Here is a 14,185-nt window from a genome sequence, read left to right as displayed (position 1 = left end):
AAGGGTCACGTTGAATTTACCCATAGAAGGTAAAGAAGCGTGCAGGAGCAAGCAATTGCTCATGGTTTAAATTGCAAAGTTAAACGCTTTCTTGTGAGAATGTTTAACTGAAATGTAAGTGCAAAGCACTGCTTTCAGGATAACGGGTACATGCTTAAATTAAAAAAATACTATAAACACTTTTTTGTATGCCTTTTTACGCTTACGTTTGGCACGGCGTGCTCTATTACGCCTAGTGTTAAACCTGCTATTGATAATGAAACACCCAACACTTCGCCTGATTACGTGTCGATTACAGCATTAGAGCTTGCCCAATTAAAAGACGCCGCAATGCAGTGGCAACAAGCACGCGCCGGAATAGAACGCATTCTAAAACTCGAAAAAGAAATTACTTATCTTGTAAATCATATCGATATAATTAATAGCAAAGCTATAGCGCAGTCTAACCAGGGTTACAGTAACCGTTACTCACGTACATCTTCGAAAACGCCAGTTAATAAGCCTCGTCGACATTCGTCTTATAAAAAATATACTGCTACAAATAAACAATCAGTAAAACTAAATACACCAAAGCATGTGTTTGCACTGCAAGTTGCGTCTGTAGACTCGCAGCAAGGTGTTGCTAAAGCATGGAAAGAGTTAAACACCAAAGCAGCGCCATTATTTAGAGACAAAATTTTAACTAATGTAGAAACTGCAAAGGTGAATGATAAAACGTTTTACCGTTTAAAGCTTGGCTCATACCAAAACCTTAAAAATGCCAAAGCTGATTGCGAAGTGTTTAAAATGTACAAGCTCGATTGCATAGTAAGTAACTATACCGATAAGCCTATTAAACTTTAAAGCTAACAGAACGATAGGCCTAGTAATACGTTACTTGCTAAGCGTTGATTGGCTGTTAAAATAGCGCCCACACTTACCCAAATTAACAACATACTTATGCTGCACTACAAGGATTTTTTAGTTACATTGTTTTTGGGCTTTGCATTTGCCAACAGTGCATATTCACTAGCAACAACCCAAAAACAGGCTGTGCTAATTAATAAAGAGGATTTAGCTGCATTAAAAGAGTCAGCGCAGCAATGGCACGAAACTAAGCCTGAATTAGAAAGGTTGCTTAAGCTTGAAAATAAATTACAGCACGCCGTAAATAAATTAAAGCAACTTAATACGCCCCCAGAACCAGAGCAAACTCAGCTAACGAACCACTTGTCATCAGTTGATATAGACGCGTTATTTTCAGTACAAGTAGGGGCCTATAAAAATAAAGCGATGTTTGAGGCCGCTATAAAGGATATTCAGTATAAGCAACGTAGTGACTCTAATAAGCTTGAAATTAACACCGAGCAAGTGCTTGTTAACCACCATATATTTTATAGATTAAAGTTGGGTGCGTTTAAAACAAAAGAAGAAGCAAACAAAGCATGCAAATTACTAAAAATTAATAATAACTGCTTTGTTACTTACTACGTCAAAACGCCTAAATACTAATTAGGCATAATAATTGCTTTATCCTCATTATGTTTAAAAGAGGACGGCAACTATGCGCCTTTTACTGCCTTTTATATTGTTAAATTTAACCGCTTGTAACTTGGTACCGCCCCCGGAGCCGAGCATACCTACTGACGCGCCTAAAGCTGCAATGGCACCTTACACGGTTAACGAGTACGTGGTTAATTTAACCTCGCAACTTGGCCAAGTAAATGGGGCTTTAAATGCAAATGCGCGCATTGGTGTAAGCAGCTTTTACTATGCTGATGCATTAGATACAAAGCTAGTAACAGGGCAAGCATCGGGCTTAAGCTTGCAAATTCAAGAAAGCTTATTAACCCAGTTTACTCAGCTTGGTTATCATACCGTTGAGTACCGCCTCGGAAATAACCTTATTTTAGCGCAAAATGCAGACAGCATTTTAAGCCGCGACTTAAGTAAATTACGCAATCGCCAAAATATTGACTTAGTGATCACTGGCACAGTAACGCGCCAGCAGCATGCTTATATAGTTAATGCAAGAATAGTTAATATTGAAAACAAGCAAGTACTGTCGGCGGGCAGTACAGAAATCCCTATAAATGTAATGTGGGGAAATGAAAAAATTCAGCAGCGTGACGGGTCTTTGTACCGTAGCGAATATTAATCAGGAGCACACCATGAGAAACTTATTAATTACCCTCTGTTTGCCATTAGGCTTTGGCTGTTCGCAAATGTTAGATTCGCTAAATCCAGAGCCTAAGCCAGTTGAACAAGACAATGCTGCCCAGCTTGTTTCAGAGCAACGTATGGTAAAAGCACCAGAGTCTAATGAGGCGTTATTTCAGTCTAATTTAAACAAACAAAGCAATTACACCAAAAGTGCCCCTGCAAAACGCAAAAATATAAACCATTATGTTCGCGGTATAATGCAAGACATGGTCGAAAACCTGCAATACGTAAACGACAAAACACCACTTGCTGTATCTAGTTTTGTATTTTTAGACGACGACTATAGCGATGGCAGCTTACTCGGAAATCAAATAGCCGAAAGCTTTATGCACGAACTACATAGTTTTGGTGTGCCGGTAATCGATTTTAAAACAACCGATTACATGCGTGTAACGCCTGCTGGTGACTTTGTTTTTAGCCGTGATTACTTAGAGCTAAACCAAGATCAAAACTTTAATTATGTATTAGCAGGCACGTTAGTAAGCCACCAAGGTGGCGTATTAGTAAATGCGCGTATAGTGGGCATACAAAGCAAGGCAGTGGTAGGTAGTGCACAAGGTTTTATTCCACAATCAGTGGTTGATGCGTTAAATAGTAGTTATCGCACAGATGGAATTATGCTTAAACAAGCAAGCGAGTGAGGTTGATTATGTTTAACAAACTATACGCTATAGCGGGGTTAACCACGAGCCTTGCGTTAACTGGATGCTCAATTACACAAAATAATGAGCACAACGAAAACGTTAACACGCGTTCAGATTACACTGTAGTAACGCAAAGTAGCCAACCTGCACCCGTTTATGCCAATCAATCTGTACAACAACAAAGTGAGTACGACACAGCTAGGCACTTTACACCGATTAAACACCATAAAACGCTCGTTAATTACGTAGAGCAAATGGCGCTTGATTTAGTCGACACGCTCGAATCTGAAGCACAAGATAACAACAGCATTAATATAGCGGTAACAACCATCGTTGATTTAGACGCATCGCTTAATAAAAGTAACCAATTAGGGAATCAAATAGCTGAGAGCTTTATTCATCAGCTGCAAAAATTTGGTTACGGTGTTGTTGACTTTAAAACCATGAGTACTATTGATGTATCTAACCGAGGTGACTTTGTATTATCTCGTGATATAGAAAAACTGAGTGAAAGCAGTATGGCTAACTACGTACTAGCAGGCACCTTAATCTACCGCCCAAATGGCGTAGCAGTAAATACCCGTGTTATAAATGTGCATAGCAAGCATGTGGTTGCCACTAGCCGAAAACTTATCCCGCTTTATGTACTAAACAAAGAAGATATATATTTATCAAGCAATTAAGTTAATTTTAGCTTGATATGAAAAACAAGATGCCGTTATAATTTTTGTAAGCTTGATGTGGCCTCTTAGTTAAATGGATATAACGGCCCCCTCCTAAGGGGCAGTTGCAGGTTCGATTCCTGCAGGGGCTACCAATAAAATCAAAAACCTAAAGCAATATTAGTAACTCTTTTGTGCCTGCGTGGGCCGGATAAGCGAAGCGCCATCCGACACAGTAAAATACCTTGCCAATTATTATCAATATTTTATGCTGTCGAATGGCTGGAGAGTACAGTTTTCGGAAGTTCGTAAAGACAGAATCATGGCGGAGCGCCGCAGTCGGGAGCCCCTGGATTCTTGTTATGTTGCTTGTTTATCAAATTTAGCAATTAAAGTTTCTTACAAAAGTTAGTTTTGATTTTAATTCATCTAACATTTCCAAACCTATCGATTCAACAAAATCTTTTTCTTCATTAAATTCTGAATTAAATTTATCAAATAATTTACAAATAGACCAATAAGCAACGATTTCAAATCTTCTGTAAGCAATATTTTTTGAAAGTTCGCCGTCGTCATAATAATAATTTTCGTACAAAACTTCAGGTGTTTTAGCATCAGATAAATTAGCGTAATGACTAAAGTAGTAAACTCTATTATCTACTGTAAATTGGATATTGTATTCAAATTCGATAAGAGAAAAACCATCATCAATATTTAATGAAACACCATCATTACTAAAGTCCAGAAGTGCTACAGAATCAGAGCTTAATTCATAAGACTTAAAATCAACAACTTCATCATATAGATAAAAATTGAACTTACTAATATTTGAGAATTCCATCAACTCGCTAATTCTATTCTCACTAGTCAAGGTAGATTTTCCAAAATAATTAGCGAAGGCGAACATCAATAAAACTATAAAAATAATAAAAACAATAATCATTAAAACCCTTCAAGAAAAAATATCTTAGTAAAAAATATAGTTTTAACAAATTGCCTAAGGTATTACTATCACTAAGTTTTCTAAAACTTTTAGGTAGAGTTAAATGAGCTAATATGCGCGCGCCGCTCATTTTAATGAATATATGCGCAAAGAGTAGTTTAACCAATCAATTAACGATGATATTTACCAATCTGAATGACTGGCTTTCGCTCAAAGCAACCCTACAGGCTAAGGTACGAATAACTAATCAGTTGGGGTGTAGAGAAAATAACTTTTTTGGCTATGTATTTATAATTACAAACAAAAAAGCGAGTAAAAATAAATCTACTCGCTTTATGATCTTAATAGTTAAAAACTAACCTTTAACCATCACTTGTAATCTTATCTATCAGCTCAACAAGCACCGCTTCGGCTTTGCTGGTTTCTACTTGGCAGGTGCCAGCGTTCAAGTGGCCGCCACCGCCGTATTTAAGGCATAACTCGCCCACATTGGTGTTTGAGCTGCGGTTGGTGATTGATTTACCTATGGCAAATACTACGTTTTGTTTTTTTAGGCCCCACATTTTGTGAATTGATATATTGCAGTCGGGGTACATGGCGTAAATAACAAAGCGGTTGGTGGCGTAAATGGTTTCTTCTTGGGTTAAATCCAGTACCACTAGGTTTTTGTGTACCGTTGCACACTGTGTTATTTGTGCTTTAGCTTTTTCGTTATGCTCGTTATACAGCGCAACACGTTCGGCTACGTCTTCCATTTTTAAAATGTCTTCGATGCTTTGATCTTTACAAGCATCAATGAGTTTCATCATTAATTGGTAGTTTGAAATTTTAAATTCACGGAATCGGCCAAGGCCTGTGCGGGCATCCATTATAAAGTTCATTAATACCCAATCGGTTGGGTTTAATATTTCGTCTTTTGAAAACTGTGCGGCATCGCCTTTATCTACTGCGTCCATCATATCAGTGCTAATGTTTGGAAACTTTTCAGCGCCGCCATAGTAATCATAAACAACGCGTGCAGCAGAAGGAGCTTTAGGGTCAATTACGTGGTTTTTTATATCGCTTGCGTTACGTACGGTTTCGCTTAAGTGATGGTCAAAAGCAATATGACAGCCTGCAACGTAGGGTAGGTTAGTGGTGATGTCGTTTTCTGTTATGTCGATTTTGCCATCTTGCATGTCTTTTGGGTGTACAAATAAAATGTCGTCAATTAGGTCTAAGTCTTTTAACAGTACGGCGCACACTAAGCCGTCAAAATCGCTGCGGGTGACTAGTCTAAATTTATTATTGGGCATGGCTATTCCATCTTTTTTAATTGAGTAATCAATTGAGTGTAACAGCAAATATATTTTTTGAGAGATTATACCAATCGAATTAAAGATTTAGTTATTCTAGCGTTCTAAATAGAGCGCTAACTGCGTTATAAATTTATCAAGTAGAACAACTACATATCAAAATTTATGCCTTGATTTCACTCTATTTATCTGTCGCTATAAATAACGCATAATTTAATACAATTGGTATTAGCTTAAAAAAAACACATAAAAAAGCCAAAACAGGTGTTTTGGCTTTTTGTTAGCAAGTATGTATTTGTTTTTTGCTATATGAACGTTAAGCGCCTGGGCCACATTCCATACAGCTGTTAATAATATCTGGGCCAAATTTTAGCTTGGCGTTTAAATCACGCAGTGCAGTGCGTAGGCCTTCTTCTATTACTGGGTGGTAAAATGGCATATCTAGCATTTCTGGTACGGTCATTTTATTTTGTACAGCCCATGCTAGTAAGTGAGCTATATGCTCGGCTTGTGGGCCAATAAATTCTGCACCTAAAAATAAGCCTGTGCCTTGCTCTGCGTAAACACGCATGTGGCCTTTATTTTTTAGCATAACTCGGCTGCGGCCTTGATTTTCAAAGCTTACTTCGCCTGCTTCAAAGCAACCGCATTCACCTAAGCGCTCTGTAATTTGCGAATAACTTTCACCAACCATTGCTATTTGTGGGTCGCTAAATACAGCTGCAATTTTAGCGCGGCGTAGGCCAATACGAACATCTGGGAAGCGTCCTGCATTTTGGCCAGCAATAGCGCCTTGGTCCGATGCTTCGTGCAATAGTGGGATCATATTACTGGCATCGCCCGCTATAAATATATTTGACTCGCCACATTGCATTGTATGTGGGTCGGCATGTGGCACACCACGCTCATCAAGTTCTATACCTGTATTTTCTAGGGCTAATTTATCTACATTGGGTACTCGGCCTGTGGCTGCAAGCACGTAGTTAAATTGCTCGGTATGCTTATCACCTTGTTTATCGGTGTATGTCAGCTGGGCTTTATCGCCTACTTGCATCATGTCAGATACGTTTGAGTCGGTATCTACAAAAAATTCTTTAGCAAAAACGGTGTTTGCATAGTCTTTTACTACTGGGTCTGTAAGTGGGCCAATTGCACCGCCTACACCAAATAGTTTTACGTTGACGCCTAATCGGCTAAGTGCTTGGCCAATTTCTAGGCCTATAACACCAGGGCCAAATACGGCGACTGATTCTGGTAGGTCATCCCAGTCAAATACATCGTCGTTAATAATAAGTTTGTCGCCAAAGTTATTAAAAACGCCAGGGTATGAAGGGCGAGAACCTGTGGCAATTACAAAGCGTTTAGCAGTAATAATTGTGTGGTCATCTATTTGTACACGGTTAGCGTCTAAAAATTTAGCGTAACCACGAATTTTATCTTCATCGGGTAATTCATCTACGGCTTCTACTACGAATCCTGCAAAGCGATCTCGTTCACTTTTAACGCGTGCCATAACTGCTTTACCATCAATTTGTGGTTTTGAGCTATGTACACCAAATGCAGGCGCCATTTCAATTGAATGCGCGGCTTCGGCTGCGGCAATTAGTAATTTACTCGGCATACAACCAACGCGTGCACAGGTAGTGCCATACGGGCCTGATTCAATCATTAATACGTTAGGGGTAAATTGTTTAGCGTTACGGTATGCGCTTAAGCCTGCAGTACCTGCACCTATAACAACAACATCGGTTTGTAATTCTTTCATAGTGGTTTCCTTTATTATTTCAATCTATTCGATGAGATTGATATAGAGGGGCGCACAGGCCCCAGCTATTTTTACTTAATTAAGCAAAGTATTTTTCTAAATCGTCTGAGCCGCCAATGTGCTTACCGCCAATAAATATTTGTGGAACGGTATCACGACCAGTGATTGCTTTAAGGCTTGTAAGTGTTGCGCCTGCGCCCATAACAACTTCTTCAAATGCGTAGCCTTTTTCTGTTAGTAGCTCTTTTGCTTTTTTACAGAACGGGCAACCAGGTTTAGAAAATACGGTTACTGGCTCCGGCTTAGTTTGTTTTGGGTTGATGTAGTCAAGCATTGTGTCTGCATCAGATACTTCAAACGGGTCGCCTGGTAAGTCTGGCTCGATGAACATTTTGTCGATTACGCCATCTTTAACTAGCATAGAGTATCTCCAGCTACGCTTGCCAAAACCTAAATCGTTTTTATCTACTAACATGCCCATGCCGTCAGTAAATTCGCCGTTACCGTCTGGTAGTAATGTGATGTTTTGCGCTTCTTGGTGCTCAGCCCATGCGTTCATTACAAAAGTGTCGTTTACTGATAAACATACAATTTCATCTACGCCATTTTGCTTAAGTACACCTGCTAGCTCGTTATAGCGTGGTAAGTGAGTAGACGAACACGTTGGCGTAAATGCACCCGGTAGTGAGAACACAACAACGGTTCTGCCTTTAAAAATTTCGTCAGAAGTTACTGATTTCCATTCGTCGTTTTGACGCGTTGCAAATGTAACGTTTGGGATTGTTTGACCTTCAATATTCTTTAACATAGTTTGTTCCTCTTGATTTGTTGGAGCCATTATGGCGAGAATTTAAATATAGTTCCAATCGTTTGTTTGTATTAAACTAATAGGTATAACCTATCAGGTGGAGATGAATTTGAACTTAAAAGATTTAGAATACGTAAAAGCAATAGCGCACTATAAGCATTTTCGCAAAGCTGCCGACGCCTGCTTTGTTAGCCAACCTACCTTAAGTGGCCAAGTTAAAAAGCTTGAGCAAGAGCTTGGCGTCGTTTTGTTTGACCGCTCCACCAAGCACGTTACCTTAACAGCACAAGGTGAACGTTTGTTGACGCAAATTGATTTTATTTTAGAGCAAACGCAAATCTTAAAAGAGCTGGCTGCAACTTCAAATGGGCCACTTCAGGGCAAATTAAAAATTGGAATTATTCCTACCATTGCGCCGTACTTACTGCCTGCTTTACTTACATCAATGAAGGCGGCGTTTACCCAAAGCCACTTTTCATTTATCGAAATGCAAACAGCGACTATTTTAGATGCACTTGATAACGGCGAACTCGATTTTGCTATTTTGGCTGATGTTCCCGAGCTTAAAAATTACCATACGGTTAATTTGTATAAAGAGGACTTTGTTGTTGCTGTATCAACAGATAACCCGCTAGCTAATCATAAAAAAGTGGCAGTAAGCGATTTACAAAGTTGTAGCCTATTAATGTTAAGTGATGGCCATTGCTTTAAAGATCAAGCCCAAAAGTTTTGTTTTTCTGCAGGTGTAGATGTCTCTAACCAGTATCAAGGCAATAGTTTAGAAACATTGCTTGCGCTGGTGGCAATAGATGATGGGGTTACATTTGTACCAAAACTTGCGTGTACTCAGCGCGTGGGTATTGAGTATTTACCTATTTTTCCAAATCAACAACGCAATGTGGTATTTGCTTGTAGAAAGCACTACCCGCATTTGTCGGGTGTGGAGCAACTCGGTGAATGGCTAAGTGCGCACCCAAACTTAAAGCGGGCGCTTGGGGCGTGTTGACCTTTGTGGATTGAAATTTGTTCAATCTAGGGGCGGTTAAATCGCGGCGTGAGGTTTGTAACCTAGTGGGCTAAGTAAAAAGCGAACAACAAAGAGTTAATCGTCCCTAGAAAGAACCCGTTGGGCAGCGAATGTTTGGTCTTTATGCTACGTTATCGCCTATTTATGGGGAATAACCACACTTCATAGGCTCTGCCTTGCCTAAAAACCAAACACACGGCTGCAAATTCAATCACCAAAGGTTAACACGCCCTATTTAACGTTCTTGGCTTACAATTTCTACCACATCATTTATTTGCACGCCAGGAAGCGGCTTATCGTCAATGCTTACGGCTATTGCACTTTGGTTATAAAGTTGCTCAACGCGTATGGTGTTAAGTGTAGTAATGGTATGCGGCATGGTATTGCCTTTTGCATCAGTTAAATAGTTATGATGGGCAATGCTAAGTAACTGGCCTTTTTTAAGGCCATGATCTTTTCCTAAATTAATTACTAGTTTACTGTTTTCCATGTGCATTATTTTTCCCTTAGTAGGGAAGCACGCCATAGCGGCTTGAATATCGTAACTTACAGTTTGATTTATATCGCTAATGCTTTGTCCGAAGGGTGATTGCCAAAACCTATCACTGTTTACATCAATAATGGCTGTTTTTTCAAATGGCCAAATTGCTTGTGTACGGTAGCTGTTTTGCCACAGCTGCTCGTAGGTGGTGCCATCAAATAGCATAAACTCAACGGCATAGCTGCGTTGGTAGATTTCGTCTTGCCAAAAGGCGTAGTCATTATTTAGCTTATCGCTGGGTGCTAAGTTAGTTATTTGGCTTAGTAATACATACTGTGCGTTGCTTCGGTTTGAAAGTTCTTCTAGTTGTGCGTTTGAGTAATCGTATTGTTGTGTGAAGTAGCTACCCACATCGATAGCTTTATTGTAATAAGCAACAGGTAGGGCGCTCATTTTTGTTTTTTGAAGCGCGTTAAATAAACTTTTACTTACCACTTTATTAATGTCAAATATTTGACCCATTAACGCGTGCTCTCGGTGTACAAGTTGACTTTGGGTTACTGCTATAAATTTATTAAAGTGACTTTGTGGGCATTGCTCTGTTTGAGCAAACACATCGAGGCGTAAGGTAATAGCAAATTGCTCGTTTTGGCGCTGCTCACTAACAAGCTCTATTTTTTGAATTTCGCCATGGCTACTAATTTTAAGCTGATCTTGTGTTAATACCCCATCTACCAAGGTTTGTACTGAGCTAACCCGCGCCCCAGAAAACACCAGTGCTTGCGTAATTGCATCTTTAATTGCAGACGATTTAGCACTGCTAATGTCACCATTTTGAATTTGCGCATGGCCGGTAGATTCAAACCATTGTGCGTAAGTACTGGTAGAAAACGTTAATAAAACAGCGCTAGTTACACCTGCAAATAGTGATGATAAAAACGTGTTCATACCTGTACTCCACATAAAATTAGTTAATTACGCTTTAGCTAAGCAAGGAGTGCACCAATATTAATACTCTATGTTAGCTTGTAGGTAATTAATGGCATTAAACCTGCATTTATTTTTGTAATTAGTTTAGAGGGTGCAAATAAATGCGAGCAATTATATTACTTACTTTGGCAAGCCTTGGTCTTGGCGGTTGCAGTAGTGTGTTTGATAAACATGTTGAATATACCTACGTTGAGCCAAATAATTATCCAACGCTTAAAGCGGTGGGTTATGCGCCTATTAGCTTGCAGCAGGGCGCAAATAAATCGCAAAAGCAATTAATGGCTATAAAGGCATCAAAGCTTGAGGCATACCGCGAATTAACTGAGCAAGTATATGGCCAAAAAATTACTGCAGGTACTTCTGTGGCAGGTGCAATAGCACAAGATGATTACATGGAAAGTAAGGTACAAGGCATAATAAAAGGCGCTCAAATTATTAAAACGTACTCAGTGGATGATGTGTATGTAACCGAGCTTGAGCTAAACATGAAACGCGTTCACGATTTATACATTGGCGAAATTAAACCACGAGAAGTTAAAAAGGTAACCTACTACTAAATTGTTAGTGCCATTAAAAAACACTGAAAAATATCTCACCCTCTTATATTGAGTGCTATGCTGTTGTTACGAATAATATTTAAACAAGTAGTGTAGCGCTTAGTATATGTTTTTAATCTTTATATTTTTGGCCTGTGAATGACGCTTAGGCCTTTTCTTACCTACAACAAACTACTACTTTGGTGCAAAAATAATTTGCGCTACTTGCTGTTGTTTTTTTTGCTCTCAAGCGGTGTGTTTGCGAGCCGATTAACCATTCAATTTAATACTTTTATTGAGTTAATGGGCCAAAAGTATGGCCCTGCACGCGTTATAGTGGCGCGCAACTGGCAGGCAATGCTAGTACAAACTCAAAGTAAATCAGAACAACAACAAATTTTAATTGTGAACGATTTTTTTGCACGCAATTTACGCTATCAAACCGATATACAGTTATGGAAACAAAATGACTATTGGGCAACACCACTTGAAACCCTAGGCCGGGGTTTAGGTGATTGTGAGGATTATGCCATTGCTAAGTACATTAGCTTGCGGGCCCTTGGCGTTAGCGATGACAAACTCAGACTGATATATGTAAAAGCAAAACTTGCTGGCACAAACAAAACACAAGCGCATATGGTTTTAGGCTACTTTGCTACGCCTAATGCCCAGCCGCTTATTTTAGATAGTTTAATAACAAAGGTGTTACCTGCAGCAAAACGAGTTGATTTAAGCCCTGTATTTAGCTTTAACAGCCAAGGTTTATGGGCAAATAACTCGACCAAAAGTGTAGCCAGTCCAACGGCAAGGTTATCGCGCTGGCGTAAAATTTTGGAGCAAACATCACAAGAAGGGGTTATGTGGTAATGGCGTCATTTTCCTTATTTAAGTTTTTTAGAAAAAGAAAAATCACCTTAAGGCAAGAGCTGTGGATTACGCTTTTAGTGGTGATTTTTGTTGGCTTTATAAGTAGTGTACTAATAAGTACAAACTCTGCACGGAACTATTTTTCGACGCAGCTGTACTTAAAAAATGTCGATAATGCCAGCTCCCTTGCGTTAATGATAAGCCAACTTGAAAAAGACCCTGTTGAGCTTGAGTTACTGGTATCTGCTACGTTTGATACGGGCCATTACAAGCGTATAGAGCTACAAGATCCTAATGGCGAAGTTATCGTAAAACGTATTTTTACTGATAAGTTAGATAACACAGCCCCTGCGTGGTTTAGGGCGTTATACCAGCTTAAAGTACAACCGGGTGTTGGCCAGGTTAATAATGGTTGGCAACAATTTGGTACTTTATTTGTTGAAAGCCATAGCCAATATGCAGAGCAAGCTTTATGGGAAAGTGCGCTTAAGCTATTTTTTAGTTTTTTAGTGGTCGCTTTTTTTGCTTGTGCTATTAGTGCGTACCTATTACGAAAAATACTCACCCCACTCGATGATGTGGTTTATCAAGCCAATGCCTTTGGAGATAAACGTTTTATTAAATCGAAAGTGCCTAATACCTTTGAGTTTGCAAGGCTTGTGCAGTCAATGAACTTATTATCAACCCGTTTTAGTCGCATTATAAAAGAAGACAACAAACGCCTAGAGGAGCTGCGTTTTAAAGCCCAGCACGATGAGCTTACAGGGCTTGCCAATCGCGAATATTTTAGTGCTACGTTAGAGGCGCATTTGCAAAAAGTGAAAGACCACGCCCACGGTGCTTTATTTTTATTTAGAGTGGTTAACCTAGATAAAATAAGCGATCAAATTAGCCGTGTTGAAATGGTTAATTTTTTACGTCGTTTTTCTCAGGTGTTAACACAGTTTTTAGAATCGAATCAGGCTCACTTTTCTGAAAATTACATTGCCCGCATATCTCATACAGACTTTACCGTATTATTTAGCGATACAGACGATATACAGGCGTTAAGTGAACAGGTATCTGCGCTTCATAAATCGATTATTGATGAATATAAAAATATAGATTTGGCTATTTTACATAGCTGTACTTATATAGAAAAAAACGACACACGCTTTGACTTATTACGCCGTGTAGATAGTTTATTAAAAACAGCTGGCAACAAGCCGGGTGTTCAAGCTAAAGTTATTGATAACAAACAAAAAAGTGAAATTTTTGATGACTCAACAGGCTGGCAACAGGCTATTGAAAACGCGCTTGAGCAAAAAACAATTCAATTAAATTGTTTAGAGGTAAGAAGTTTTAACGACAGCTTACTTCAGCATCAGCTGAGTTTAAGTTTAGAGTTTGGTGGGGAGCATTATAAAGCCAGTTATTACTACCAATGGGCTAACCGGTTAAAGCTTTTAGCACGTTTAGATTGGGGGCTAATTAAGCAAATAGTAATGCAATATGGTGAAGCACCACCGAATGAATTGATTTCGGTTGAGCTTTCGGCGCAGACGCTAATGGACGATACGGCATTGGCTTCGGTGCTCACTTATGTTTCAGCATTTCCTGATTTAGCTAAAAATATTTGTTTTGATATACGCGAAAATATAGCTGTAAACGAAAAAGAAATATTTAAAGAGTTTTGTGAGCAAGTGCGTTGTATGGGAGCAAAAGTGGCCTTAAAACGAGTAGGGCCCGAGTTTACCAAAATTAAAAATATTCAAGAGTTTGGTTTGGAGATGCTAAAAATAGATAGCATATATGGTCACAATATTAGCTACAGCCAAGATAACCAAACCTTCCTACGTGGCGTTTGTACACTTGCGCATTCTATTGGTATTAAAGTAGTTGCACAGGGTGTAACAAGCCAAGATGATATAGATACACTGGTTAATCTTGGGTTTGATGGAATAATTAAAGAGTCTTAAAAGACTC

The 14,185-nt window shown here is 39.1% G+C and carries 14 protein-coding genes and 1 tRNA gene; 10 read left to right on the top strand and 5 right to left on the bottom strand.

The features are described from left to right. Nucleotides 1-150 precede the first annotated feature (150 nt). The 6 genes from PESP_RS12840 to PESP_RS12815 all read left to right on the top strand — a co-directional run bounded on the left by PESP_RS12840 (nucleotide 151) and on the right by PESP_RS12815 (nucleotide 3,663). Entirely contained in the window at nucleotides 151-843 is a 693-nt protein-coding gene (locus PESP_RS12840) for an SPOR domain-containing protein (protein WP_089348370.1), read from the top strand. A 48-nt stretch (nucleotides 844-891) separates the two neighbouring features. Next, nucleotides 892-1,491, top strand: a complete 600-nt coding sequence (locus PESP_RS12835; RefSeq protein WP_089348369.1) for an SPOR domain-containing protein — start codon at nucleotides 892-894, stop codon at nucleotides 1,489-1,491. Nucleotides 1,492-1,543: 52 nt separating this feature from the next. Continuing rightward, nucleotides 1,544-2,137: a FlgO family outer membrane protein gene (locus tag PESP_RS12830; protein WP_089348368.1), complete on the top strand. Its 594-nt coding sequence runs from the start codon at nucleotides 1,544-1,546 to the stop codon at nucleotides 2,135-2,137. A 13-nt stretch (nucleotides 2,138-2,150) separates the two neighbouring features. Beyond that, nucleotides 2,151-2,843 (top strand): FlgO family outer membrane protein, encoded by a 693-nt coding sequence (locus tag PESP_RS12825; RefSeq protein WP_089348367.1) that lies wholly within the window; start codon nucleotides 2,151-2,153, stop codon nucleotides 2,841-2,843. An 8-nt stretch (nucleotides 2,844-2,851) separates the two neighbouring features. Continuing rightward, a complete protein-coding gene (locus PESP_RS12820) occupies nucleotides 2,852-3,529 on the top strand; it encodes a FlgO family outer membrane protein (protein WP_089348366.1) in 678 nt (225 codons plus the stop codon). Between the two features lie 59 nt (nucleotides 3,530-3,588). Further along, nucleotides 3,589-3,663 (top strand) — tRNA-Arg (locus PESP_RS12815). A gap of 227 nt (nucleotides 3,664-3,890) precedes the next feature. Here PESP_RS12815 and PESP_RS12805 read toward each other — a convergent pair. The 4 genes from PESP_RS12805 to PESP_RS12785 form a co-directional block, all read right to left on the bottom strand. Beyond that, on the bottom strand, nucleotides 3,891-4,451 hold the full coding sequence (locus PESP_RS12805; RefSeq protein WP_164504428.1) for a hypothetical protein: 561 nt from the start codon (nucleotides 4,449-4,451) through the stop codon (nucleotides 3,891-3,893). A 362-nt stretch (nucleotides 4,452-4,813) separates the two neighbouring features. Beyond that, nucleotides 4,814-5,746, bottom strand: a complete 933-nt coding sequence (locus tag PESP_RS12795; RefSeq protein ID WP_089348362.1) for a DHH family phosphoesterase — start codon at nucleotides 5,744-5,746, stop codon at nucleotides 4,814-4,816. A gap of 316 nt (nucleotides 5,747-6,062) precedes the next feature. Beyond that, complete coding sequence (locus PESP_RS12790) at nucleotides 6,063-7,511, bottom strand: dihydrolipoyl dehydrogenase (protein WP_089348361.1); 1,449 nt, start codon at nucleotides 7,509-7,511, stop codon at nucleotides 6,063-6,065. Between the two features lie 79 nt (nucleotides 7,512-7,590). Further along, nucleotides 7,591-8,319: a glutathione peroxidase gene (locus PESP_RS12785; protein WP_089348360.1), complete on the bottom strand. Its 729-nt coding sequence runs from the start codon at nucleotides 8,317-8,319 to the stop codon at nucleotides 7,591-7,593. A 109-nt stretch (nucleotides 8,320-8,428) separates the two neighbouring features. On the opposite strand from PESP_RS12785, the gene PESP_RS12780 reads away from it, so the two are divergent. Continuing rightward, nucleotides 8,429-9,325 carry a LysR substrate-binding domain-containing protein gene (locus PESP_RS12780; RefSeq protein WP_174694396.1) on the top strand — a complete coding sequence of 299 codons (897 nt, stop codon included), beginning with the start codon at nucleotides 8,429-8,431 and terminating at the stop codon, nucleotides 9,323-9,325. A 256-nt stretch (nucleotides 9,326-9,581) separates the two neighbouring features. Here the strand turns inward: PESP_RS12780 and PESP_RS12775 are convergent, their stop codons facing one another. After that, entirely contained in the window at nucleotides 9,582-10,775 is a 1,194-nt protein-coding gene (locus PESP_RS12775) for a flagellar assembly protein FlgT (RefSeq protein WP_089348358.1), read from the bottom strand. 143 nt (nucleotides 10,776-10,918) lie between these two features. On the opposite strand from PESP_RS12775, the gene PESP_RS12770 reads away from it, so the two are divergent. The 3 genes from PESP_RS12770 to PESP_RS12760 all read left to right on the top strand — a co-directional run bounded on the left by PESP_RS12770 (nucleotide 10,919) and on the right by PESP_RS12760 (nucleotide 14,178). Further along, nucleotides 10,919-11,374 (top strand): LPP20 family lipoprotein, encoded by a 456-nt coding sequence (locus tag PESP_RS12770; RefSeq protein WP_089348357.1) that lies wholly within the window; start codon nucleotides 10,919-10,921, stop codon nucleotides 11,372-11,374. 282 nt (nucleotides 11,375-11,656) lie between these two features. Next, nucleotides 11,657-12,220, top strand: coding sequence for a transglutaminase-like cysteine peptidase (locus PESP_RS12765; RefSeq protein ID WP_245852072.1), 564 nt, complete (start codon nucleotides 11,657-11,659; stop codon nucleotides 12,218-12,220). Next, complete coding sequence (locus PESP_RS12760) at nucleotides 12,220-14,178, top strand: bifunctional diguanylate cyclase/phosphodiesterase (RefSeq protein ID WP_089348355.1); 1,959 nt, start codon at nucleotides 12,220-12,222, stop codon at nucleotides 14,176-14,178. Before PESP_RS12765 ends, PESP_RS12760 begins: the two co-directional genes overlap by 1 nt. The last annotated feature ends 7 nt before the right edge of the window (nucleotides 14,179-14,185 follow it).

It is taken from the genome of Pseudoalteromonas espejiana DSM 9414 (assembly GCF_002221525.1).
Lineage (GTDB): Bacteria > Pseudomonadota > Gammaproteobacteria > Enterobacterales > Alteromonadaceae > Pseudoalteromonas > Pseudoalteromonas espejiana.
This window is presented reverse-complemented; position numbering and strand designations above follow the sequence as displayed.